This window comes from Bacillus solimangrovi, assembly GCF_001742425.1.
In the GTDB taxonomy this organism is placed as follows: domain Bacteria; phylum Bacillota; class Bacilli; order Bacillales; family Bacillaceae_N; genus Bacillus_AV; species Bacillus_AV solimangrovi.
The window spans coordinates 1-24,908 of the sequence record NZ_MJEH01000002.1; the positions used below are offsets into that span (position 1 = coordinate 1).

General features: G+C 33.7%; 19 protein-coding genes and 1 pseudogene. 14 read left to right on the forward strand and 6 right to left on the reverse strand.

Annotated elements, in window-relative coordinates; all coding sequences use genetic code 11:
- Window positions 1-154 (reverse strand): annotated as a pseudogene (locus tag BFG57_RS19170) (IS5/IS1182 family transposase); the annotation flags it as partial.
- Window positions 155-419: 265 nt separating this feature from the next.
- On the opposite strand from BFG57_RS19170, the gene BFG57_RS00555 reads away from it, so the two are divergent.
- The 3 genes from BFG57_RS00555 (at window position 420) to vanY (ending at window position 4,739) form a co-directional block, all read left to right on the forward strand.
- Window positions 420-1,166 (forward strand): ABC transporter ATP-binding protein, encoded by a 747-nt coding sequence (locus BFG57_RS00555; RefSeq protein ID WP_069715510.1) that lies wholly within the window; start codon window positions 420-422, stop codon window positions 1,164-1,166.
- A 14-nt stretch (window positions 1,167-1,180) separates the two neighbouring features.
- Complete coding sequence (locus tag BFG57_RS00560) at window positions 1,181-3,265, forward strand: FtsX-like permease family protein (RefSeq protein ID WP_069715511.1); 2,085 nt, start codon at window positions 1,181-1,183, stop codon at window positions 3,263-3,265.
- Between the two features lie 559 nt (window positions 3,266-3,824).
- Window positions 3,825-4,739: a VanY-A/VanY-F/VanY-M family D-Ala-D-Ala carboxypeptidase gene (gene vanY / locus BFG57_RS00565; protein ID WP_069715512.1), complete on the forward strand. Its 915-nt coding sequence runs from the start codon at window positions 3,825-3,827 to the stop codon at window positions 4,737-4,739.
- Between the two features lie 532 nt (window positions 4,740-5,271).
- Here the strand turns inward: vanY and BFG57_RS00570 are convergent.
- The 3 genes from BFG57_RS00570 to plsY all read right to left on the reverse strand — a co-directional run bounded on the left by BFG57_RS00570 (window position 5,272) and on the right by plsY (window position 8,126).
- Window positions 5,272-6,354: a tyrosine-type recombinase/integrase gene (locus BFG57_RS00570; protein ID WP_069715513.1), complete on the reverse strand. Its 1,083-nt coding sequence runs from the start codon at window positions 6,352-6,354 to the stop codon at window positions 5,272-5,274.
- 307 nt (window positions 6,355-6,661) lie between these two features.
- Window positions 6,662-7,246, reverse strand: coding sequence for an energy-coupled thiamine transporter ThiT (thiT, locus tag BFG57_RS00575; RefSeq protein ID WP_069715514.1), 585 nt, complete (start codon window positions 7,244-7,246; stop codon window positions 6,662-6,664).
- A gap of 295 nt (window positions 7,247-7,541) precedes the next feature.
- A complete protein-coding gene (plsY, locus tag BFG57_RS00580; RefSeq protein WP_069715515.1) occupies window positions 7,542-8,126 on the reverse strand; it encodes a glycerol-3-phosphate 1-O-acyltransferase PlsY in 585 nt (194 codons plus the stop codon).
- A gap of 220 nt (window positions 8,127-8,346) precedes the next feature.
- Here plsY and BFG57_RS00585 point away from each other — a divergent pair, with 220 nt between their 5' ends.
- Window positions 8,347-10,083 carry a glycosyl hydrolase family 18 protein gene (locus BFG57_RS00585; protein ID WP_069715516.1) on the forward strand — a complete coding sequence of 579 codons (1,737 nt, stop codon included), beginning with the start codon at window positions 8,347-8,349 and terminating at the stop codon, window positions 10,081-10,083.
- Between the two features lie 151 nt (window positions 10,084-10,234).
- Entirely contained in the window at window positions 10,235-10,648 is a 414-nt protein-coding gene (locus BFG57_RS00590) for a CoA-binding protein (protein WP_069715517.1), read from the forward strand.
- 75 nt (window positions 10,649-10,723) lie between these two features.
- Here BFG57_RS00590 and BFG57_RS00595 read toward each other — a convergent pair whose 3' ends face one another.
- Window positions 10,724-11,854: an IscS subfamily cysteine desulfurase gene (locus BFG57_RS00595; protein WP_069715518.1), complete on the reverse strand. Its 1,131-nt coding sequence runs from the start codon at window positions 11,852-11,854 to the stop codon at window positions 10,724-10,726.
- Between the two features lie 213 nt (window positions 11,855-12,067).
- Between BFG57_RS00595 and nadB the strand changes: the two genes are divergently transcribed.
- From nadB to nadA, 3 genes are read left to right on the forward strand one after another with little or no spacing between them, the layout of a single operon-like run.
- Entirely contained in the window at window positions 12,068-13,642 is a 1,575-nt protein-coding gene (gene nadB / locus BFG57_RS00600) for an L-aspartate oxidase (RefSeq protein WP_069715519.1), read from the forward strand.
- Window positions 13,642-14,493 (forward strand): carboxylating nicotinate-nucleotide diphosphorylase, encoded by an 852-nt coding sequence (gene nadC / locus BFG57_RS00605; protein ID WP_069715608.1) that lies wholly within the window; start codon window positions 13,642-13,644, stop codon window positions 14,491-14,493. Before nadB ends, nadC begins: the two co-directional genes overlap by 1 nt.
- A 35-nt stretch (window positions 14,494-14,528) precedes the next feature.
- The gene (nadA, locus tag BFG57_RS00610; RefSeq protein WP_069715520.1) at window positions 14,529-15,638 is read left to right on the forward strand and encodes a quinolinate synthase NadA; all 1,110 of its coding nucleotides are present in this window, start codon (window positions 14,529-14,531) and stop codon (window positions 15,636-15,638) included.
- 146 nt (window positions 15,639-15,784) lie between these two features.
- Here nadA and BFG57_RS00615 read toward each other — a convergent pair whose 3' ends face one another.
- Window positions 15,785-16,228 (reverse strand): VOC family protein, encoded by a 444-nt coding sequence (locus tag BFG57_RS00615; RefSeq protein ID WP_069715521.1) that lies wholly within the window; start codon window positions 16,226-16,228, stop codon window positions 15,785-15,787.
- Window positions 16,229-16,311: 83 nt separating this feature from the next.
- Here BFG57_RS00615 and BFG57_RS00620 point away from each other — a divergent pair, with 83 nt between their 5' ends.
- From BFG57_RS00620 to BFG57_RS00645, 6 genes are all read left to right on the forward strand, one after another.
- The gene (locus BFG57_RS00620; protein WP_069715522.1) at window positions 16,312-17,256 is read left to right on the forward strand and encodes a helix-turn-helix transcriptional regulator; all 945 of its coding nucleotides are present in this window, start codon (window positions 16,312-16,314) and stop codon (window positions 17,254-17,256) included.
- A 65-nt stretch (window positions 17,257-17,321) separates the two neighbouring features.
- The gene (locus BFG57_RS00625) at window positions 17,322-17,960 is read left to right on the forward strand and encodes a hypothetical protein (protein WP_069715523.1); all 639 of its coding nucleotides are present in this window, start codon (window positions 17,322-17,324) and stop codon (window positions 17,958-17,960) included.
- A gap of 497 nt (window positions 17,961-18,457) precedes the next feature.
- Window positions 18,458-20,425, forward strand: coding sequence for a DNA topoisomerase IV subunit B (gene parE, locus BFG57_RS00630; protein WP_069715524.1), 1,968 nt, complete (start codon window positions 18,458-18,460; stop codon window positions 20,423-20,425).
- A gap of 24 nt (window positions 20,426-20,449) precedes the next feature.
- The gene (gene parC, locus BFG57_RS00635) at window positions 20,450-22,864 is read left to right on the forward strand and encodes a DNA topoisomerase IV subunit A (RefSeq protein ID WP_425388451.1); all 2,415 of its coding nucleotides are present in this window, start codon (window positions 20,450-20,452) and stop codon (window positions 22,862-22,864) included.
- A 119-nt stretch (window positions 22,865-22,983) separates the two neighbouring features.
- Window positions 22,984-23,589 carry a TetR/AcrR family transcriptional regulator gene (locus BFG57_RS00640; protein WP_069715526.1) on the forward strand — a complete coding sequence of 202 codons (606 nt, stop codon included), beginning with the start codon at window positions 22,984-22,986 and terminating at the stop codon, window positions 23,587-23,589.
- 114 nt (window positions 23,590-23,703) lie between these two features.
- A complete protein-coding gene (locus BFG57_RS00645) occupies window positions 23,704-24,846 on the forward strand; it encodes an acyl-CoA dehydrogenase (RefSeq protein ID WP_069715527.1) in 1,143 nt (380 codons plus the stop codon).
- The last annotated feature ends 62 nt before the right edge of the window (window positions 24,847-24,908 follow it).

Sequence of the window (24,908 nt, forward strand, 5' to 3'; positions counted from 1 at the left end):
AAGACGTAGGTGCGCCGTAAATTGATTTTTTAGATACAGCATAGATAAGAGGATCAATATCAATTTCTGAAAAAATTGCTTCAAATCGCTTGGTAGGTTCTAAATCATATAAATCTTGCAGGTCAAAGAAGCATATTTGTCGTATAGTAGTCATAAGGAGTCTCCCTTTTGTTTGTAAAGAGTTGGTTTTGTCGCTTACTCATTCGACATTTAGGGAGGTACTCCTTTTTCTATGTCTTAGAAACCTTGAGCCGCAAGGCTTTGAATTTATGAAATTGATTCAATTTGTGAAATATAATAAATTTCATTGAAAACCATAATTTAATAATTTATGTTAATATATGTAAAGTTAATCATGGAAATTTATAATCAAACACTATTTATATAACAATTCAAATCAGTTAAAGGAGCTTAGTTAGATGAAAGAGGTATTAAGAGTAGACAATATTCAAAAATATTATGGCAAGAAAGAGAATATTGTTAAAGCTATTGATGGTATCAGTCTACAAATTATTGAAAATCAATTTGTAGGAGTAATGGGGCCATCAGGGTGTGGTAAAACGACACTTTTAAATGTAATTTCATCTATTGATACAGTTACTAGGGGAGAAATATATATTAAAGACAAGTTAATAACTAGTATCAAACGTAAAAATTTAGCTGAATTCAGACGAGAATATTTAGGTTTTATATTTCAAGATTTCAAGTTGCTAGACTCATTGACAATAGGAGAGAATATTGCAATAGCACTTACAATTAAAGGAACAGATGAGACTAAAATAGAGGAATTAGTTTATGATATTGCTAGAAAGTTTAATATACAGGATATTTTAGATAAATATCCTGTACAAGTTTCAGGTGGACAAAAACAACGAACAGCATGTGCGAGAGCTATTGTCTCGCAACCTTCATTAATATTAGCGGATGAGCCTACAGGTGCATTAGATTCAGAAGCGGCTAAGACATTGTTAACAACGCTAGATAACATGAATAAAAAACTAAATGCAACTATTTTGATGGTTACACATGACCCTATTGCTTCTAGTTATTGTGACAGATTTATTTTTATGAAAGATGGAAAAATTCATGATGAAATAATTAAAGGTGACAACAATAACGAAGTATTTTTACAACAAATACTTAAAATAATGGCTGATATAAGGTAAGAGGGTGATATAGAGTGTATTCAAAATTAATTAAGAAAAATTTCACAAAAACATTTAAAGATTACCTCATATATTTTATAACCATTAGTTTAAGTTCTAGTTTGTTTTTTGCTTTTATGTCTTTGACAAGTTCAAAAAATAGTTTATTAGAAGAAGCAAATCAATTTAATTTCGATATATTTTATACATGGATAAAATATGCAACATATATTATTACGATATCATTATTAGTACTTATTAACTATGTCAATAAACATATGCTAAAAAGAAGAGTAAAAGAGTTATCGATTTATATGATTTTAGGAATGCAACAAACAAAAGTAGCTTTTCTTTTTTTTATAGAAACTTTAATGTTAGGATTATTGGCTGTTGTAGTTGGAAACTTAGTGGGGACATTGTTATCAGGAGTACTAACAACCTTAATTGTATTATCAATCAGTGATACTTTTAAATTTAGTATAGTATTTTATCCTGATACAGCAGTAAGAACACTATTTTTCTTTTTGATTATATACACCTTAATTGGTTTTCTTAATATTAGAAAATTATCAAGGTGGCAGTTAATAGATTTACTTGTAGATGATAAGAAAACAGAAGGAAATCTTCACGGTAAAATCTTTTATATCATGACATCAATAGTTGCTATTGTCAGCTACGGCACTGCTTATATATTTTTGAAAAGGTTCTTTCAGATTGGGAGATCATTTAATGGTGATATTCCTTATTATGAAAGTAATCTTAATCAAATTTTTATATTTTTAAGTATTATCGTGGCAATTTATGCAACTTATCACACGATGTCAAATATAGTCATTATCATTAAATCTAAATCAAAAAAGTATAAGTATTCAAACTTAAATTTAGTATTAATCGGTAATCTATTACAAAAAATTTCGAGTAATGCAAGGACTATGGCTACTATAACTATCACTTTGATAGTTGCTCTTAGTGGATTTGTTCTGGCTCCTATTCTAGCAGATCTATCAGAAGGATTTCTAACACAGAGGACACAATTTGATATTAAAATTAACAATAGATATACATCTATTGATAAATTAGAAGATATACCCAAAATAGACTACAGTTTTGTAGATAAAATATTAGAAGATAACAATATTGCCATTAAAGAAAGTCTTCAGTTGGAGCAGTATTTCATTTGGGAAACAGATTTTAACAATGATGAAACAAGGGTAAATAAATTCGACTATCCAAGATTAGCAGTAGGCTTAAGTGATTATAACCAATTAAGAAAAATGCAGGGGTATGAACCAATAAAATTAGGCAATGATGAATTCGTTATGCATTTAAGTCATGAGGTAGATAGAGCAACGATATTAGAAAAGTTTAAAACAGAACAACTTATTATCAATGATAAGGGTTTAAAGTTGAATTCCAATAAAATCTATAATGAATCACTTGATGAATATATATATAATTTAAATACACAAAGTATACTTGTATTTCCAGATGACATTACCAATAATTTAAAAATCGCATTAACAAAATATTTTATTCATACAAAAGAGCCAGTTGATTATGACCTAAGTATTAAATTGCCTTCCATTATACAGGGAGAATTTAAAGAGAAATATGAATATTTATATGATAAGTATGATGATAATGATTTTGTAGAAATTATTAATCCAATAAGATTTAAAACAGCTGAAACTAATCTAGTTATGTTTAGTTCTATAACAACGAGACTTTTAGGAATATATATAGGTATTATATTTTTAATTATAAGTCTGACAATTTTAGCATTACAGCAGTTAACAGACTCGATAGAAGGTAAAAATAGATTTGATATCCTACATAAAATGGGAGTTTCTCAAAAAGACTTGAATAAGCTCATAAACAAACAGATTACAATCTACTTTGGGTTACCAGGGGTCATTTCTCTATTGGGGAGTGCCGTAGTTCTGTATACATTTGTTATTAGGTTTGGACACAAACTTAAAGTATATGTTGATAAAGTGAGCTTTATTTATAATGTAACGGTTCCAAGCATCATTGTTGTAATTATATTTATTAGTTATTTTCTAATAACGATATATAGTTACAAACATAGTATTAGAGATGTTTTTAATGATGAACAATAGATCAAACTATACGATTTTTTTCAGTCGATCAACTAATGTTATGATTAGTCTTGTGTCTTTTGTGGAATAGAGAACTATAATTGTTATTACGCACAGAGAAAAGGTGTTAACTTATTGCAAAAGAGTCTTAAAAATATCAGACAAAAAAATTATACAATGCATGTTGTACTCTCATAAAGATACTTAAATAGTAATGGTGACCTTCTTTTTTGTTGATATGTTTTTCTCATCATTGATTGTTGTTGATTTGAAAGAAAGTCGTCTAGTTAAAAATACGAAAAAAAAACACCTATAATTGTAGGTGTTTTTTTATAGCTAAATTTCATGATTAAAGCAGGTACAGCATACTTAATGGAATTTCTAGGTTGCTATAATTTTGATGAATTTCATTAATATTTATAGTATTACCTTAAAAGAATCTTAAGAAGTTCTTCATAGTTATATAAACCAAAAATTAATATTTTTCTAGTATATTAGTAGTAAGTTAGGCGTTGCTTCTATAGGTATTTTAACCCTTTGGTCAATATATCATTTAATCTACTTAAGGAGGAGACATAGCATGACTGAGTGGGGATATTTTATCGTTTTAATAATATGTCTAGGTATTGCAGCTAAAAAAGTAGCTGTCGAACCTGTTTTTGAAAATCATGTAAATAATGATTATATAGATAATAATGATGAGATCGTACTAGAAGTGGATGATAGAAATGTACAGAATAACATGGTAGAAAAAACACTAATAAAATCACAGGTTTATCAAGGGAATTTATTATTAATTAATTCTCAATATCCTGTTCGTGAAGAAAGTGTGAAATCAGACATTGTTAACTTATTTAAGTCTAAAGAATTAAAACAGAGATACAAACTGAATAATAGAAAAATTGAGTTATCAAGGGATGTTGCACAAAAATTTTCTCAACTGGTGCAAGATGCTAGAAGCGAGGGAGTGCGGAATTTTACAATTAATAGTGGTTTTCGAGGATTCGATGAGCAAAATAGACTTTATAAAGAGATGGGTTCTAACATTGCAATGCCTCCAGGGTATAGCGAACATAATGCCGGTTTATCACTTGATGTGGGTTCAACCAAAATGAAAATGATTCACGCGCCAGAAGGAGAGTGGATTGAAAAAAATGCATGGAAATATGGTTTTATTTTACGCTATCCCAAAGATAAAACAGACATAACGGGTATTCAATATGAACCTTGGCATATTCGCTATGTTGGTTTGCCTCACAGTGCCATTATGCAAGAAAAAAATATTGTTTTGGAAGAATATCTAGATTATTTAAAAGAAGAAGAGTCCGTATCTGTTATAGTGAATGGACATAAATACACTGTATATTACTACAATATTTCACAAGCTTGCACTGTTAAAGTACCAACAAATACCCCTTTTGAAATTTCAGGTAACAATATGGATGGAGTAATCGTGACTGTTTCCGAACAAGACGTCTTAAATTACGTTTCTTAGTTATTCAATAGAAGTATTACTACAATAAATAATCTACTAATAAATGAGATTAACAATTTATAACTATAAAAATAAGAAGGTGAACTATTATGAAGAAAAAATTAATCATTTTAGCTGTAATTGTTTCAGCTGTCGTATCGAGAAGTATGTATATTTCTAAAGTCCGCACTATTAAATCAAAAAAATAGGGATATACTACAAATAAGTATACCATAACAATATTATGTTAACTAGTTAGAGTGCGATTCCTTCATAATCTAATGGATATGAAGGAATTGCTAAAATTAGATTGGACAAAGTTTACTGTGTAATAAATGAATTAATTCTATTCAGTTAAGATTTTAATACAGATAATAGAGTTTATTTCTATTAATGTTAGTCTGACTAATTAATTATATACATTTGTAGAATAGAGAGAATTGAATTTTCCTAATAACATAATAACATTTGAACGTATACAATATTGATAAGTCAGCATTCAAAACTTGTTGTAATGGGCGTGTACTAAGCGATTTGTCATAGCCCCACTCTACTAATTCAACAGAGCGATTGCCTTCATTTTGGTTTCTCTTTGAATATGTGCATAGATTTGCGTTGTGGCGACTGATTCATGGCCTAATAAGTTTTGGATCGTTAATACATCAACACCTTGTTTCGCAAGCTCTGTTGCAAAGCTGTGTCGCAACTTATGAGCAGTAATATGTTTATAAGTTAGAAAGGGGAGGGATTCTTTTGCTCGTTCTAAATGCCGGCTGATCATTTTTTGAACCGCACTAACCGAGATTCCGCTCTTGATTTTCTTTTGTTTAAAGTCATAACCAACAAAAAATGGATCAGTAGTTTTCTTCGGTCTAATATCTTCATTAAGCTCCTCTAAATAGTTCTTTAAATTTTTTATTGTTTCCTCTGTTATAGGGATACTTCTTTGTTTGCTTCCTTTTCCGATAACTGTTATTTCTTTTCGTTCCCATGATAGGTTATTCATTTGTAAACTACATAGTTCCGATATCCGCAATCCTGTCATCATCATCAAATGAATAATTGCAATGTCTCTATTCATAAACATTTGTTGATATGTTTTTTCTCTTTCTGATTTGCAGTACTCCATTTTCTTTATAAATGTAAGTAAATCGTTACATTCCTGTTTAGTTAAATATATAGGTTCAGACCGTCCTACCTTTGGTCTTTCGATTCCTTCAATCGGGTTACTTTTAACTTGATTTTGTTGTTGCAAATAGGTAAATACTGACTTTAAAGCGGAAATTTTTCTGTTAATCGTTTTTGGATTGTTCTTTCGTTCGATTGCTAAATAATGTATGTAATTCTTAACTCCAGAAGGTTGAAGTGAAGTAAAGTCATCTAATGAAATATCTATTGAATTGATTTGAATTCCAGCACGTTGTATAACATAGTCGAAGAAAAATTTGAAATCATAGATGTAACGTTGAATTGTATTTGTTGAATAATTTAAAGAAATGCGACTAACTAAGTAGCCTTGGATAAACTGAGGCATTTGAGAAAAATAACGATAAGTTTTCTCAAATTCTATATAGTTGTTGTCTGTAGGTAATACATTTATATTGTTTGTTGCGTTAATTGAATTAAATATCGTCATATTAAACCCTCTTAGCTGAGAACTATATGAAAGTGCATAATTAATGCACTATAGTTCCGTGAAATATATGTTTCATGGAACTATTATAACTGATAGATTTGAATTTTACGAGAAAATGTTCTTGTAAATACCAGCGTGTGATATAAGAAGTGAAATTCGATTATAAGAGGAATTATAATGTTTGAATCCAATTATATTGATAATCAACAAAAGACCTCTTACAAGTCGATCTGAGAGGTCGTTTTTTTAGAGAGGACAAATAAAAAAACTCTCACGAAAATGTGAGAGTTTAATAAAAATTGAACATTTACATTTGTGCTTGATTTGAAGACGTACGTTGGAAAAGGCGAGATGAATTAAGTACTAATACATTCATTACAATAGCACCTATTACAAAGATTGGTAGCATAAATGAACCATTGTAAAGTAAAGAATATAACCACACTGGTGTTCCTTCTGGTGCATATTCTCCAAAGAAGACAACACCTGCTGTAAAGTGACAAAGGAAACGTAAAAAGCTTGCTAATAGAACACCTGCAGTGACGTAGAGCGCAGCAAGCTCTTTATTATTTTGTTTTAATTGTTTCATAGCTGGTTTTGCAAATAAGCCAGCTATTCCAAGTAATGAAAATGCCGCGATATAATCTAAGAATGCTTGTACTGGAGTTGCGATATATCCTCCAAACATCATATTCAAGAGACCTAAGATGAGTCCAGCGAATAGACCACCACTTAACCCCCAACGAAAGGCAACTAAAAAGACTGGTATCATTGAAAGTGAGACGCTACCTCCTTGTGGCCATGGTTGGAATGAAAAAAGCTCTAAAACAAATGCTGCCGCCGACAAAATTGCAATCTCAAGAAGAAAAATAAGCGGTTTATTTTTTAACATGTTAGTCCTCCAGACGCAGAAACAACAAAAGGGCTGAGCCGTAAATAGCTGTAAATGTTGGTTGTCTTTTTATGTATTAAAACGCATCAAAAAAGACAACACAGGTGGCGTGATGGACCTGCATTGTCTTTCATTCCATCAGAAGCCACATCCCTACCGTTAAGCAGGTTCAAAGGGTCTGAACGAAATAATTCACTCTCAGCCATAACGGCTCCCCTTGCGGTTCTGCATATTTAATTAGTATCGTAATACTTTTACACTATAACAAAAGGGTTATCTATTAAGCAAGTATTTTTTACATCCATTTTATTTTAGGCTCTGTTTTATTGATAATTCGGCTAATATTTGCTCGATGGCGATACACAACAAATATTTCCAGAATAGTAATCATAGACACTAGTGGCCAATCTGCGATAATAATACTGTAGATAATTCCTGGTATTCCTGCAATCATAGATGAAAGTGAAACATACTTTGATAAGTATAATACGATAAAAAAACTAATGAGAATTATAAGAAAAAGAATAGGATCATAAGCTAAAAGAACACCTGCAGATGTGGCAACAGCTTTTCCACCTCGAAAATTGGCGAAGATCGGAAATGTGTGTCCGATAACAGCGCCGATACCTGCTAAAAGAAGGTGAAGTTCACTTCCGAACCACAAAGGTAAGGATGCCGCAAGAGTTCCTTTCAAAATATCTGCAATTGTAACGATAAAACCCGCTTTAAGACCTAATATACGAAAAGTATTTGTAGCACCTAGATTTCCGCTTCCATGCTCACGAATATCCTTATTAAACCAAACTTTACCGACAATTAGTCCTGAAGGTATTGAACCTAGTAAATAAGCGAGTAAAAAAATGATCAAGATTGTAGTCATATTTTATACTCCTTTAAAAATTTAAAATCATATATGTATGGATAGGCATGTTTCATTGTACCATGAATTTTAACGAGGAAGATAATTATTTTCTTCCAAATGATAATGGGCTACCCCTATATATGTTATTGATAAAACGTAAACTTATGATAAATATAGCAACAGTTTACACTTCTCATATTGTATAAACTGCTATAGGATTGAATAAGGAGGGGAAATAATGTCACAAATTGAAATAAACACACGAAAACATGCACCGAAGAGGGGTCTCGTGTTTGGTGTAGTGTTATCAATCATATTATCAGCTTCAGCTATCATTCTACTATTCTACCCATTTCCTTCTAATGAACAGGTATCTGGGTTTAAAAAAGAACATCCTATAATATATAAGGGTGGGATATATGAGAGGCAAGCTAAACTCATGAATGGAGACATATATGTGCCAATTCAATTTTTACAAGAACAAATTGATGACAGTATTTATTTTGAAGAGAGTAATAACTCTGTAATTGTAACTACAAAGGATAAAGTTATTCAATACAAGAACGAAGAATTACAATATTTTTTGAATGAGGAGCCGTTCCCGTTAGAAGCTCCAGTTATAATTTCCGATAACGGGTCTGTCTATGTGAATACAAAACCACTTGAACCGCTATATGGATTTCAAATGAATTATAAAGAAGAAACTGGTGCAGTAATCGTTCAAATAAATGGAGAAAAGGTTTTACCAGCAATTGTTAAAGATGATCTAAATAAACATGATAAACGTGTTCGAACGGAGCAAACGAAAACATCTTCTTATATAGTTGAGTTGGAAGCAGGGGAAATCGTACAAGTTGAAGAAGATGATGATGACTTTTACTATGTTACAACCTCTCAAGGAGTTAGAGGTTTTATTCCAAAAAAAGCTTTAGAAATTCAAGAATCATATACACATGTATTTGAATTGGAAGAAAAAACGATTCCATTGTCAGAATTAGATACTCCAGTAAACCTTACGTGGGAGGCAGTGTATTCGACAAATCCTAAGACAGAGAATCTTCCTGATATGGCAGGAGTGAATGTTGTATCGCCAACTTGGTTCTCGCTATCAAATAATGAAGGGAACGTTCGTAATAACGCATCCTATTCATATGTTGAGTGGGCAAAGCAAAATGGTTACCACGTCTGGGCGTTATTTTCAAATGATTTCGATCCACAACGTACTCATGAAGTTCTTCAATCTTATGATACCCGCCAAAAAGTAATTAGGCAGCTTCTCGAATATAGTCAAACTTATAATTTAGATGGAATTAATGTTGACTTTGAGAATGTAAATGTACAAGATGGACCGCTCGTAACACAATTTATGAGGGAATTAAGTGCACGTATGCATCAAGCTGGCCTTACCGTTTCAATGGACATTACATTTATTTCGGGTAGTGGAAATTGGTCAATGTTCTATGAACGAGAGAAACTAGCAACAATTGTCGATTACCTTATTGTTATGGCATATGATGAACATTGGGGTTCAAGTCCAATTTCAGGAAGTGTATCAAGCTTGCCTTGGGTTGAAAATAACTTACAAAAACTTCTTGAAGTTGTACCCAATGATCGACTTATTTTAGCTATGCCATTATATACACGTTTATGGAAAGAACAAGAAACAGAGAATGGTAATATTGAAGTTTCTTCGAAGGCTTATTCAATGGATAGCATTCAACAATGGATCTCAGAACACAACCTTGATCTAATATATGATGAAGATAGTGGTCAGAATTACGCAGAAATATACATTGAGGAAGAAAAAGCTACTTATAAAGTTTGGATTGAAGATGCGATTTCACTAGAAAAAAGGGTGAAACTTTTTGACAAATATGACCTTGCTGGTGTAGCAACGTGGAGTCGTTATTTTGCTAGTGATAATATTTGGAATGATATTGATCGATTTATACAACAAAGTGACTCTAGTAATTAAAGGAAAGAATAGTTGATTATTATGCCTCCTTCTAAAACACATAGAAGGGGGTTTGGTTTTATAGTTATATGTAGATGTATTGCAAAGCTTGAATCATGTATGATAATAGAAGATAATTTAATATATAGCGTAAGTGAAAGGAGTAATCGTAATGGCAATTGAAAATCCAACACGTGAACAAATTGGTCAAATTTTAAAGGAAAAAAAACGCATTGCAGTTGTCGGACTATCTGATAATCCAGAACGAACATCTTACATGGTATCCAAAGCAATGTTAGATAATGGGTACGAGATCATTCCAGTTAACCCAAAGGCAGACGAAATTTTCGGTATTAAGGCTGTTCGTTCATTGAGAGAAATTGAAGGGCATGTCGAAATTGTAAATGTATTTCGACGTAGTGAATTTTTACCTGAAATTGCGAAGGAAGCGGTTGAAATTGGTGCTGACGTGTTTTGGGCTCAACTTGGTGTCGAAAATGAAGATGCGTACACTTATTTGAAGGAGCATGATATAACAGTAATAATGAATCGTTGTATTAAAGTTGAACATGCATTAACGAAATAAAGATTTAAGAAGGGAGAGCATATCACGATTATGCCTCCCATTTTTTCTATAGATATACTGTCCTTACTGATACTTTTAATAAAACTGTTTAGCAACTTGTTTGATAATGTCTACTAAATGATTGATTGAAGCTTCGATAGTATGTTTGCCTAAAGTAACACGGAAGAATTCTTTTGCCTCATCTTTTGAGTGACCGATCGCAGTCATTGTTGATGACGGACTTTGCATATCAATATGGCATGCACTTCCTGTAGCAATGGCTATTCCTTTGCGATTACATTCAGCCATCATATACTGTCCTTCTATAGACGGAATTCTAAGCCCAATTATATGTGGGAGTTGAGATAATGAGTTCCCTTCACAAACGGTTTGAGGTACATTTTTCTTCAATTGAGTTAAAAAATGCTCTCGCAATTGTTCAACTTTATTAAACTCGTCATGCATAACCTCGATTCGTTCTTCAACTGCTGTTGCAAAAGCAGCAATACTTGGCACATCTACCGTACCAGGTCTAAGTCCATGTTCATGTGTTGTGTGTGGGATGATTGGCTTCCACGTTTGTTTTGGCGATAGATAACATGCTCCACACCCTTTAGGTCCGTATATTTTATGACTTGAGATTGATATTGCATCAACGTGTAATTCATCAACGTGGAGAGGTATTTTTCCAAAAGATTGTACGCAATCACTATGAAAAAAAATATCATGGGAATCAAGTATCTTCCCAAGTTCTGCAATATTCTGAATCACACCGATCTCTGAGTTAACATGTTGGATAGAAGCTAAAATCGTGTCGTGTCTAATCGCTGCTTTTAAGGATAATAAATCAATTTCCCCATTATAATCAGGTTTTAAATAGGTCACTTCAAACCCTTCACCTTCTAGTAATGAAAAGATGTTTAATACAGATGAGTGTTCCAGTTCAGAAGTGATCAGATGTTTACCGCGATGCATTCTCGCTTTTATAGCGGACAAGATCACAAGTTTAGTTGCTTCTGATCCTCCACTTGTAAAATATATACTCTCAGCTTCAACATGTAGTGCTTGTGCAAGTTTTTGTCGGCATTGTTCAAGTACATTATTTGCTGAAGAACCAACATCATGTAAGCTACTTGGGTTTCCAAAAAAATTTGTTGCACATAATTGATAGGCTTGTATTGCTTTTTCACTCATTGGTGTTGTGGCTGCATAATCAAAATAGGTCATTTTATACCTCGCTTCGTTTGTAGTGTTGAAGTTGTAAAATAAAGAAATTTCAAATACAAATAAAAACACTTGTCAATAGTTTAATAATGTGTAAATATAAGTGTCAAGACACACGACAACTTAAATGAAAAATGATCAACCCATTTTTGTTAACATTTCGTGAAAATTACGTATATATGACAATACACATCACGGATAGACGGAGGGATTTTAATGAACCCTGAACGGAATATTGATGTACTCATTGTCGGCAGTGGGATTGCTGCATTCATGATAGCTCGCCAGTTATCTTCTCACTTGAATGTGCAAATTATCACAAAGGGTAAACATGATAATAGTAATTCAGTTCGTGCACAAGGTGGAATTGCAGCAGCGCTAGCTAAACATGATAGTTGGAAAAACCACTTTGAAGATACAATGAAAGCAGGACGTTTTCACAATGATCCTTTACAAACAGAAGTCCTTGTCAAAAAAGGGCTACAAATCGTAAACGACCTAATTTCAGATGGAATGAGCTTCGATAAGACGTTGAATAATGAACTTGCCATGGGAATGGAAGGCGCACATTCTTTGCCACGTATATTGCATATCGGTGGAGATGCGACCGGAAAAGGCATGATGTCTTTTCTTAAGGAAGAGATTGAGAAAGAGATACCTATAATTGAAGATAAAATGGTACTTGATTTAAATGTAGAAAATGGGCGTTGTATTGGCGTATCGGTATTGAATGAATGTAATAAAGTTGAACATATCTATGCTACACATGTCATCCTTGCTACTGGTGGTTGTGGAAGTTTGTATCCATATAGCTCAAATGATGTTTCACTAACAGGTGATGGGATGGCGCTTGCTTATCGTGCAGGCGTTGGGCTAGCAGATTTAGAATTTATTCAATTTCATCCAACTTTACTTTATAAAGGTAACAAAGTTATTGGTCTTATATCCGAGGCTGTACGTGGAGAAGGTGCTAGATTACGTACAGAGAACGGTAAGTTTTTGATGGAGGGCATTCATCCATTACAAGATCTTGCTCCAAGAGATGTTGTCGCGAGAGCGATTTTTGAGCGAATAAAAAATGGTGAGAAAGTCTACTTAGACATATCATCAATAAAAGATTTTGATAATCGTTTTCCGACCATTTCAAAAATGTGTAAAGATCATCAACTAATAGTAGAAAAGAGTTTACTTCAAGTAACACCTGGAGCTCATTTTATTATGGGTGGGATTGTCGTAAATAATAGTGGTGAAACATCCCTATCTGGATTATATGCTGTTGGTGAAACCGCATGCACAGGCGTACATGGAGCAAACCGTTTAGCGAGTAACTCATTACTCGAAGGAGTTGTTATGGCCGTTGAATGCGCAGATACAATTTTGAAATCAAATCTTTCAACGACACCTATATATCCGAAGGTCTTAGTACATGAACAACAGATTAGCGACCTCGATTTACCGAGTAAAAAAGAAATTCAAGAAATTATGATGAAATATGTTGGGATTGTTCGAGAAAAAAGGGAGTTACAGCAAGCATTAGAATGGTTTCAGCCATACCTTCAATTCATAAATACACCTTTACACAACGTAAACCAAGAGCAAGCTGAAATCATCAACATGTTAACAGTAGGATGGCTTATTACAACGTCTTCTTTGCAACGTACAGAAAGTCGGGGAGCTCATTTCAGAAAAGATATCCCTTATGAAGTGGAAAGATGGCGTCAAAGTAGATTAATTCGATCAAAAGATGAAGCGGTCCAAAACATGCTAACGGCTACAGGAGTGAATCTATGATGAATGTGTTAAAAATACAAGAACAAATCAAAGCTTTCTTCTTAGAGGACATTGGTGAAGGAGATGTGACGAACCAACTTCTATTCCAAGGTGCTGGTCGAACAGAAGGAGAATTATTAGCTAAACAATCAGGGATATTGTCTGGTGTTAAATGCATTGAAGTCGGTTATCAATTATTAGATCCTTCAATTCATGTAACTCTTCATAAGCATGATGGAGATACCCTTGAGAAAGGGGAACGAATTGCTACAATTGAAGGTCCTGTAGAGCATTTATTAACTGGAGAACGAGTAATTCTAAATTTATTGCAACATATGAGTGGGATTGCAACGATAACGAAAAAAGTAGTAAATGAGCTTAATAATTCAGATATTCGAGTATGTGATACGAGAAAAACGTTTCCCGGTTTACGTATGTTTGAGAAATATGCAGTAACGTGTGGAGGCGGATTTAATCACCGGAAAGGTCTATACGATGGTATTATGCTCAAGGATAATCATATTGCCTTTGCAGGAAGCATATCGAATGCTGTACAGATGTTACGTGAACAGACAGGTCATATGGTAAAGATTGAAGTCGAAACAGAAAATCAGGATGAAGTAATTGAAGCTGTTCAAGCTGGAGCGGATATTATTATGTTTGATAACTGTACACCTGAAGAAGCCGATCGTTACGCGAAGCTTGTACCTCAATCAATTATTACAGAAATATCTGGCGGCATTACTCTCGATAATATTGCTTCTTATCGAGACACTGATGTTGATTATATTTCATTAGGCTTTATCACACAATCAGCACCTGCCTTGGATATTAGCTTTAACTTGAAGGAAAGTCGAAAATATACAAAATAATAAATCGTTAATGAGCATTATTAAGGAGGCCAATTATGAGCTTACTAGATGTATTAAGTCAAGAAAGTCAAGTAGCATTACCTGAAAAGTATCGTGAAATGTCAAGAGAAGAGATGGAAAAGCGTGTAGCTGAAATAAAAGAATACTTTGGCGATAAATTGTTTATTCCAGGACATCATTATCAAAAGGATGAAGTGATTCAATTTGCAGATGTGAAAGGCGACTCTCTTCAACTTGCGCAAGTGGCTGCACAGAATGAAAAGGCTGAATTCATTGTATTTTGTGGTGTGCATTTTATGGCAGAAACAGCTGATATTTTAACGAATGACAATCAAAAGGTTATCTTACCAGACTTAAGAGCAGGCTGTTCAATGGCTGATATGGCTAACATTCATCAAACAGAACTTGCATGGAAAGTGATGCAAGATCAATTCGGTGATACGATTATTCCTTTAACGTATGTGAACTCAACTGCAGATATAAAAGCATTTGTCGGAAAGTATGGTGGGGCGACAGTTACATCTTCAAATGCGAAGGAAATGGTTGAATGGGCATTATCTGAAAAGGAACGCATCCTTTTCTTACCTGACCAACATTTAGGTCGCAATACGGCTTATGATCTTGGAATTCAATTGCATGAAATGGCTGTTTGGGATCCAATTAACGAGCAATTTGAATGTGATGGGAAACTTGAAGATGCAAAAGTGATTTTGTGGAAGGGTCACTGCTCTGTACATGAAAACTTCACAGTCGCAAACATTGAGCATTTGCGAGAAACAAACCCAAATATGAATATTATTGTTCACCCAGAATGTAGCTGGGAAGTTGTACAGAAATCCGATTACAATGGTTCAACTAAAAACATCATTGAAACGATAAAACAAGCACCTGCTGGTTCTGAATGGGCAATTGGTACAGAAATGAATCTTGTAAAGAGGATAATTCAAGAACATCCAGATAAAAATATCGTTTCATTAAATCCAAATATGTGTCCATGTTTGACAATGAATCGAATTGATATTGAACACTTACTATGGTCATTAGAGTTACTTAAAGATGGAGAAGTGAAAAACGTTATTCAAGTAAATGAAGAAACAGCAAAACTAGCAACTTTAGCATTAGAAAGAATGTTAGAAAGAGCTTAAGTGATAAATTCAGGTGACCAACTAATGTTGGCCACCTTTTTTTGATTAGTTATACTTTGCTTTAGTAAGAGTAATGATATTTTAAATTTTCATATAAATCACCAAAATAATACAGATTACTTTATAACCTATAATTCTTGCTAATATTAGTGTAATCGCTCATCATACATCATCTGAATTTGTACGCCAAATGGATCTTGAACAATGCCATAAGCTTCACTGAATATATTTTTTGAAAGAGGGGTTATAATTTGAACTCTGTCATCACTTGTTAAATTATTATAAAACGTTTGTATTTCTGTTAAGTTCGCACTTTGAAGACAAAGAGAGAAATTATTGCCTACATTATATGTCTCATTAGGGTCCATTGTATCTTCGGCGACCATTAGTTTTGTTTTTCCAATTTGAAGTACTGAATGTGAAATATAATCTTTGTTTTCCTCTGTTAATACAAGTGAACGATCACGCTTTGCCATATCTGAATATGTTACTAACATGAGCTCCTTAGCGTTTAAATGTTTCTTATAAAAATGAATTGCTTCACTTGCTTTTCCATGCATAGATAAAAAAACTGCAATCTCTAATGTCATTAAAATGACCTCCTGTTATTTTTGATACTTTTATAATACACTTAAAAGGTATCAACTAATGACACCTTTTAAGGAGTTTTTATATGAATAAATCTGAGAGATTAAATAATATGTTGCAATTTATAAATGAAAAAAGGACTTTTAACCTTAAGGATTTGATGGATAAGTATAATATATCTAGAAGTACAGCGATTAGAGACGTTCAATCGTTAGAAATATTAGGCATGCCAATATACGCTGAACAAGGTAGGAATGGGAAGTATTTTGTATTAGATAATCGTATTTTATCGCCGATTACCTTTACTGTTGATGAAATGTTTGCAATTTATTTTGCTATGTTGACTTTAAATGGATATAAAGCAAAACCATTTGAATATGAAGTAAGTAAATTAGAGAAAAAATTCAAACAAGTCCTTCCAAATCAAGTAAAAGAAAATATTGAGAAAATGCAAGAGATAATAAACCTAGAAGTTACAAATCATAGTAATTTCAATCCTTACTTAAAGGAGTTGATTCAAAGCATTATTGACGAAAAGATCTATAAAGTATCGTATTTAAAAAACAAGGAAGAAATTCAAATTACAGGTCAGTTTATAAAAATTAATTCGAAATTCGGGCAATGGTATTCTAAAATTTACAATATCAATAAACAAAAAGTCCAGAATCTTCGTTGTGATAAAATTGTATCATTGGAAGTAGTTGAAGATGAGCAGCCAATGAACTTAGCGCATTTATTATCACTATTAGATAATTATCACAAGCAAGCAAATGCTATTCAGTTCTCAGTCGTCGTAACAGACAAAGGAAAGGATTTATTTGACAAAGAGCATTATCCTTCGATGTCAATTCAAAAAACAGCTGATAATTATATAATTTCAGGTTACTACAATCCGAACGAAGAAGATTTTATTTCAGACTATTTTTTACGCTATGGTAAGTCTATTATTTCTATCAAACCATCGATATTAAAAGATTCAATTCAGAACAAACTGCATATAGTTATGTCACATTTGAATCAATTGAATTAAAAATGTTGTTTTATGAGAAACCGTTATTCAAATATTGAGTAATTTTAGAAGTGAGGATTGAAAGTATGTTCTCCGATTGGTTACAAGGTGGTTTATATTTAGAGGTAAGCTTTCTATTAAAAATAAAAGAAGATAGGAAAACTACAATAAATGTGATTCTTAACAATTTAAGCGATATTCAAACAATCGATCTAGTTGATGAAACGATTGATAAAAAAGTAAATGACTTTATTGAAGGTTATTCTGATACAGATGGACCTAATACATTCTATCATCATTCAATAAATCTTAATGCCTATGTTCATTTACCTCCGAAAAAAAGAACAATAATACATATAGAGCAAATATCATCAGATTCTCTAGTAATTAATTTTCTTTTTGATGGGTTTGATATTGAAGAAGTAAGACCTCTAAAGGGGAAAATTACAGAATACATTACCTTACTTAAAGAGCTATATTATCATTTCGAATTTAAAGTGGGAGGAATTGCATTGGATGAAGACGTTGAGGCTTTGTTTAATTGTAATGAACTATATCCCAGTGAATGCTACAAATTTGATAATTTAACTATTAACTATTCGTTAAAACAATTGACATACTTTAAATGTATTATTTGGAATATGTCATATGAACATACGTTTAATAAAAAATACGATTATCAATATATCAACAATAATGGTTTGTTGATTGAATCAATTTGTTAATACCGTTTCAATGAATTTATTGTAACTTATAAAATGGAATTTTTCGAAATAGTCGACATTGTTATCCTCTAGTTTGTATTCACTCATTTTAAACTTAATAACCTTCTATCGATATACTGCCTATTTCATATTTGTCGTGAACAAGTTTTCAGTGAAAATCATGTGCTGATTTTTATGTTAAATTATATGAAATGAACTTCCTAAATAAGGAGATTTAAATCTTAATTAGTTAAAAAAATTTTTATTTCATCAAATATCCACCTTTTTTTACAAGGAATTTAAGGAAAAAGAAGGATATCATGGATAATTTTTTGAACTAAGTTTGGAACAAATATAGGTACTTTGTTTTAATTATGTGATTAGAACATTGGTTTTGTTCATAATTAAAGATAAAATATAATAAAGGATTGTTTGATTCGGAAGGAAACGTATGTTCTGTTAGTGTTTCTTATGGTAAGATATACATGTGTTTCGAAGTGGGAAAGGAGATCAAGCTTTTGGCAAAGAAATTAAATTTTGATTATAACGATGATGCAATTCAAGTCCTCGAGGGTCTTGAAGCAGTGCGTAAGCGCCCTGGTATGTATATTGGGAGTACTGATGCAAGAGGGTTGCATCATCTCGTGTACGAAATTGTAGATAATGCTGTTGATGAAGCATTATCTGGTTATGGAAATTTAATTGAAGTAACAATACATAATGATAATAGTATAAGTGTTCGAGACGAAGGACGTGGTATGCCAACGGGTATGCATCGTATGGGGAAACCAACTCCTGAGGTTATTCTAACTGTTCTACATGCAGGAGGGAAATTTGGACAAGGTGGATATAAGTCAAGTGGAGGTCTACATGGTGTTGGTGCTTCTGTTGTAAATGCTCTTTCAGAGTGGTTAGAAGTAACGATTCACCGAAATGGTGAGACGTATTACCAACGTTTTGAAAATGGTGGTAAACCTGTTACTACACTTGAAAAGAAAGGGAAAACTCGAAAGACAGGAACGATCATTCACTTTAAACCAGACCCTACTATGTTTTCAGTGACAAGATATAATTTTGAAACGTTAAGTGAGCGGCTTCGAGAGTCAGCATTTTTATTAAAAGGCTTAAAAATTGTTATCAAAGATGAACGTGATGCTCGAGAAGAGACGTATTACTACGAAAATGGAATTGAAGCATTTGTAGATTTTTTGAATGAAGAGAAAGATACACTACATCCTGTTGTTGCATTTGAAGGTGAACAGCAAGGAATTGAAGTGGAATTTGCTTTTCAATTTAACGATGGATTCTCAGAAAACATTCTATCCTTTGTAAATAATGTACGTACGAAGGATGGTGGTACACATGAAGCTGGGGCAAAGACAGCGATGACTCGAACAATTAATGAGTATTCAAGAAAAGTTTCTATCTTAAAAGAAAAGGATAAAAACCTTGAAGGAACAGATATTCGAGAAGGATTAACAGCTGTCGTTTCGATCCGAATTCCTGAGGAGATGCTTCAATTCGAAGGACAAACAAAAGGTAAGCTTGGAACAAGTGAAGCTCGATCTGTCGTTGATGCAGTCGTTTCAGAGAAACTTGCTTATTTTCTAGAAGAGAATGCAGATGTTAGTTCAATGTTAATAAAAAAAGCGATAAAAGCACAGCAAGCCCGCGAAGCAGCTAGAAAAGCGCGTGAAGATGCTCGCAGCGGAAAAAAAAGAAAACGAAAAGATTCTATCTTAAGTGGGAAGTTAACTCCAGCTCAATCGCGTAACCCACAGAAAAATGAATTATATCTTGTCGAAGGTGATTCAGCAGGAGGATCAGCGAAACAAGGTCGTGACCGCCGTTTCCAAGCTGTGCTTCCGTTACGTGGTAAAGTAATCAATACAGAAAAAGCTAAACTAGCTGATATTTTCAAAAATGAAGAAATAAATACAATCATTCATGCAATTGGTGGTGGTGTTGGACCAGAGTTCGAAATTGAGGATATTAACTATGACAAAGTAGTCATTATGACTGATGCTGATACAGATGGTGCCCACATTCAAGTACTTCTTTTAACATTCTTTTATCGTTATATGAGACCGCTCATTCAGGACGGGAAAGTCTTCATCGCTTTACCTCCACTTTATAAAGTTAGTAAAGGTTCTGGAAAGAAAGAAGTCGTTGAGTACGCATGGGATGAAAAAGGAATGCAAGTAGCAGTGAAGAAGATCGGTAAAGGTTATACGATCCAACGATACAAAGGTCTTGGAGAAATGAATGCTGATCAATTGTGGGAAACAACGATGAATCCTGATACTAGAACACTCATTCGAGTGCGAATTGAAGATGTTGCACGTGCTGAGCGTAGGATTACAACATTAATGGGTGATAAAGTTGAACCTCGTCGTAAATGGATCGAATCCAATGTTGCATTTGGCTTAGATGAAGAAACAAATATTTTAGAAAATGACAACATTGCTGTGGTAGAGGAGGAATAGACATTGGCTGAACAAGAAAAATTAATGGACTTACCTCTTGAGGAGGTTCTTGGCGATCGGTTCGGACGCTATAGTAAATACATTATTCAAGAGCGTGCTCTACCAGATGCACGCGATGGATTAAAACCGGTTCAACGCCGTATCTTATACGCGATGTATAAGGAAAATAATACGTCAGAAAAGCCATTTCGAAAATCAGCAAAAACTGTTGGTACGGTTATTGGTAATTATCATCCACACGGTGATTCTTCTGTCTATGATGCAATGGTTCGAATGAGTCAAGATTGGAAAGTACGTAATGTACTTGTTGAAATGCATGGAAATAATGGGAGCATAGATGGTGATCCTCCTGCGGCGATGCGTTATACTGAAGCACGACTTTCACCAATTGCTTCTGAGTTACTTGCAGACATTGAAAAAGAAACGGTTGATTTTACTCCGAACTTCGATGATACGTTGACTGAGCCCGTTGTTCTACCAGCTAGCTTCCCAAACTTGCTTGTGAATGGTTCAACAGGTATTTCAGCTGGTTATGCGACGGATATTCCACCACACCATTTAGGTGAAGTCATTGACGGTGTGATTAAACGTATTGATAAACCGAATTGCTCAGTTGAAGACTTAATGGAAGTTATTAAAGGCCCTGACTTCCCAACAGGGGGAATTATTCAAGGACTTGATGGTATTAAGCAAGCATATAAAACTGGAAAAGGTCGTATTGTTGTCAGAGGTCTAGCTGAAGTCGAGAATGTTCGTGGTGGTAGAGAACAAATCGTCATAACAGAAGTTCCTTACGAAGTGAATAAAGCAAATCTAGTGAAGAAGATGGATGAACTACGCATTGATCGAAAGGTAGAAGGTATTTCTGAAGTACGTGATGAAACGGATCGTACTGGATTACGCATTGTAGTTGAATTGAAGAAAGATGCAGATGCTGCTGGAGTATTAAACTACCTTTATAAAAGTACGGATTTGCAAATTTCCTATAACTTTAATATGGTTGCTATCCACCGTAAAACTCCTAAATTAATGGGTTTAGTACATATATTAGATGCATACATTGAACATCAAAAAGAAGTCGTTACAAACCGAAGTCAGTATGAGTTAAGAAAAGCAAAAGAACGCCAACATATTGTCGAAGGTTTGATGAAGGCACTTTCTATTTTAGATGAGGTTATCGCAACGATTCGTGCTTCTAAAGATAAGCAGGATGCCAAACGTAACTTGATGAAAGAATTTGATTTTACTGAAAGACAAGCTGAGGCAATTGTATCTTTACAACTGTATCGTTTAACGAATACCGATATTACGGCTCTTCGTTCAGAAGCGGACGAGCTTGCAAAGAAAATTGCTGAGCTTAACGAAATCCTTTCTAGTGAACGTACACTTTTACAAGTCATTAAGAAGGATTTAAGACGAGTTAAGAAAACATATGCTGATGAACGTCGTACACGTATTGAAGCTGAAATTCAAGAGTTAAAAATCAATTTAGAAGTAATGGTGCCAAATGAGGACGTCATCGTAACTGTTACGAAGGATGGATATATCAAACGCACAAGTCTGCGATCATTTTCCGCATCAAATGGTAAGGACATGGGAATTAAAGAAAATGATCGGGTAATCGGGCAATTTGAAATTAATACAACAAATACATTACTCGTTTTCACGAATAAAGGGAACTATTTATATTTACCTGTACATCAATTACCAGATATTCGTTGGAAAGATCTTGGTCAACATGTATCCAACATCGTACCAATTGATAAAGACGAGGTGTTAATAGCAGCATACCCTATTTCAGATTTTAGTGAAGAGAAATATTTAATCTTTTTCACTAAAAACGGTATGGTAAAAAAATCTGAATTAAACAAATATCAAGCACAACGTTATTCAAAGCCACTAGTAGCGGTTAATCTGAAGCAAGAAGATGAACTAAAAAATATAATTATTACAACAGGTGACGTGGATCTATTTATCGTGACTCAAGCTGGTTATGGCCTAAGGTTCAATGAGAATGACGTCAATATTGTAGGACCTAGAGCTGCGGGAGTAAAAGGAATCAACTTAAAAGAAGATGATGAAGTCGTTACAGGTTTTGCAATTGAGACGAATCTTCCATACATATTTGTTGCAACTCAACGTGGTGCAGTTAAGAAAATGAAAGTAGATGAGTTTGAAGTCGCCTCTCGTGCAAATAGAGGTATTGTCATGTTAAGAGAACTTAAAAATAATCCTCATAGAATTGCTTCATCTATACAAGTTAACAATCAAATGACCGTTTATTTGAAGTCGGAAAATCATAACATTGAGTCTGTGGAAGTTTCATCTCTACGCCCGGCTGATCGCTATAATAATGGTTCATTTGTTATGGATACAGACGTAATAGGAGATTTAATTGAAGCGTGGGTAAGTGAAGAGGATGCATCTGATGATACTTAATGAAAACCGGCTATTATTGTAGCCGGTTTTCTATATGAACATAAAGTTTACTTAAAATTACATATGTGATTGAATTTTCAGAATCTTGTTGTTATACTATTTATCAAGGAGCCAATAAAATGAAAAATATTAAAGAACGTATTATTGAGACATCTCTTGAACTTTTTGAAGCACATGGTTACCATGGTGTAACTGTCAAGCAAATTGTTGAAGATTCTAAAACTTCTAAAGGCGGCTTTTATCATTATTTCCAATCAAAAGATGAACTACTTTATGTCATTCATGACCAATTCATAAGCTATGCTCTGGAGAAAGCTCATGAGGCGGTTGATACCTACCACACACCTTCAGAACAATTATTCGCAATTATTCAAGCACATGTTAAAGTCTTTGATTTATATAAGCCACACATCTCTGTATTTTACCAAGAAAGTCATTATTTAAAACCAGCATACTATGAACAAATCAAGAAGAAGCGAAACGAATATAGGCAGCTCCTTTTTCAAGTGATCGAAGACGGAATAAAACAAGAAGAATTTCGTAGTGAGCTACCGATCGATATAACCGTTATGTCCATACTTGGAATTGTAAACTGGACGTATAAATGGTATCGCAAAGGTGGAGAAAAGACGATTGAAGAGATCGGAAACGTCTTTACGGATTTTATTTTACATTCCGTTCTAACCGATAAACAGAAAGCCAGTTATCAACACTTCTTCTTGTAAGAATGAAGTGCGCAATTTTTTTAAAGCGCTTTCATTTAGGTGGGTAATTACAGACCAACTGGTCGGTCTGTAATTACGTAGAGATTTATTGGGAAAATTAAAGGAGGACTTTGTGTGAATTTTGAATTAACGAAAGAACAACTAATGATACGTAACATGGTTAGAGATTTTGCTGATAAGGAGATTCGTCCAAAGGCAGAGCACGTTGATCGTACAGGAGAATTTCCAGTTGAAACGTTTAAAAAAATGGGTGCACTTGGGCTATTAGGAATTCCGTTTCCTGAAGAGTATGGTGGTTCAGGAGGGGATACAATTTCATATGCACTAGCTGTAGAAGAAGTTGGAAATGCTTGTGGCAGCACAGGTTTAAGCTATGCCGCAGCTGTTTCTCTTGGAGCAAGTCCAATTTATTACTTTGGTACTGAAGAACAAAAACAAAAATTCCTCGTTCCACTTGCAAGTGGTGAAACACTAGGTTCATTTGGGTTAACTGAACCTAACGCTGGATCAGACGCTGGAGGTACACGTACAAAAGCTGTTCTTGATGGTGATGAATATATCATTAACGGTGAGAAATGTTGGATTACTAATGCAGGTTATGCTCGCACCGTTACAGTTACCGCTGTAACAGGAAAAGATGAACGTGGTAAGAACATCATTTCCGCATTTCTTGTCCCAACAGACACACCAGGATTTACGATTAATAGCAATTACGAAAAAATGGGCTTACGAGGTTCAAATACTTCAGAACTAGTATTAGAAGACGTTCGTATTCCGAAAGAAAACATTCTGGGTGACCCTAAAAAAGGGTTTAAACAATTTCTATATACACTTGATGGTGGACGTATTTCGATTGCAGCACTTTCAGTAGGAATTGCTCAAGCAGCATTTGATCGTGCATTAGCATATGCGAAGGAACGTGTTCAATTCGGCCAACCAATTTCAAAGTTTCAAGCGATTCAATTCAAACTTGCAGACATGGCGATGGAAATTGAGTTAGCCAGAAATATGGTTTTCAAAGCAGCTTGGTTAAAGGATAACAACAAACCGTTTACGAAAGAGGCTTCTTATGCAAAGTTATTTGCTTCAGAAATGGCATTTAGAACATGTAATCAAGCAATTCAGATTCACGGCGGCTACGGATATATGAGAGAGTATGAGGTTGAAAGGATGCTACGAGATGTGAAACTGATGGAAATCGGAGAAGGAACATCAGAAGTACAACGTCTTGTAATATCACGTCAACTTGGCTGTTAAAAAGAGGGAAAAACAATTACTTTATCGTAATTAGTAATAATAGTCTGTCATAAAGATGAATT

Excerpts from the sequence above, each read along its gene's own strand:
- BFG57_RS00570 (WP_069715513.1), bottom strand. The coding sequence starts at position 6,354 with ATGACGATATTTAATTCAATTAACGCAACAAACAATATAAATGTATTA.
- vanY (WP_069715512.1), top strand. The coding sequence starts at position 3,825 with ATGACTGAGTGGGGATATTTTATCGTTTTAATAATATGTCTAGGTATT.
- BFG57_RS00615 (WP_069715521.1), bottom strand. The coding sequence starts at position 16,228 with ATGACATTAGAGATTGCAGTTTTTTTATCTATGCATGGAAAAGCAAGT.
- parC (WP_425388451.1), top strand. The coding sequence starts at position 20,450 with ATGGACTTACCTCTTGAGGAGGTTCTTGGCGATCGGTTCGGACGCTAT.
- BFG57_RS00555 (WP_069715510.1), top strand. The coding sequence starts at position 420 with ATGAAAGAGGTATTAAGAGTAGACAATATTCAAAAATATTATGGCAAG.
- nadC (WP_069715608.1), top strand. The coding sequence starts at position 13,642 with ATGAATGTGTTAAAAATACAAGAACAAATCAAAGCTTTCTTCTTAGAG.
- nadB (WP_069715519.1), top strand. The coding sequence starts at position 12,068 with ATGAACCCTGAACGGAATATTGATGTACTCATTGTCGGCAGTGGGATT.
- BFG57_RS00640 (WP_069715526.1), top strand. The coding sequence starts at position 22,984 with ATGAAAAATATTAAAGAACGTATTATTGAGACATCTCTTGAACTTTTT.
- BFG57_RS00625 (WP_069715523.1), top strand. The coding sequence starts at position 17,322 with ATGTTCTCCGATTGGTTACAAGGTGGTTTATATTTAGAGGTAAGCTTT.
- plsY (WP_069715515.1), bottom strand. The coding sequence starts at position 8,126 with ATGACTACAATCTTGATCATTTTTTTACTCGCTTATTTACTAGGTTCA.
- nadA (WP_069715520.1), top strand. The coding sequence starts at position 14,529 with ATGAGCTTACTAGATGTATTAAGTCAAGAAAGTCAAGTAGCATTACCT.
- thiT (WP_069715514.1), bottom strand. The coding sequence starts at position 7,246 with ATGTTAAAAAATAAACCGCTTATTTTTCTTCTTGAGATTGCAATTTTG.
- BFG57_RS00595 (WP_069715518.1), bottom strand. The coding sequence starts at position 11,854 with ATGACCTATTTTGATTATGCAGCCACAACACCAATGAGTGAAAAAGCA.
- BFG57_RS00590 (WP_069715517.1), top strand. The coding sequence starts at position 10,235 with ATGGCAATTGAAAATCCAACACGTGAACAAATTGGTCAAATTTTAAAG.
- BFG57_RS00585 (WP_069715516.1), top strand. The coding sequence starts at position 8,347 with ATGTCACAAATTGAAATAAACACACGAAAACATGCACCGAAGAGGGGT.
- BFG57_RS00620 (WP_069715522.1), top strand. The coding sequence starts at position 16,312 with ATGAATAAATCTGAGAGATTAAATAATATGTTGCAATTTATAAATGAA.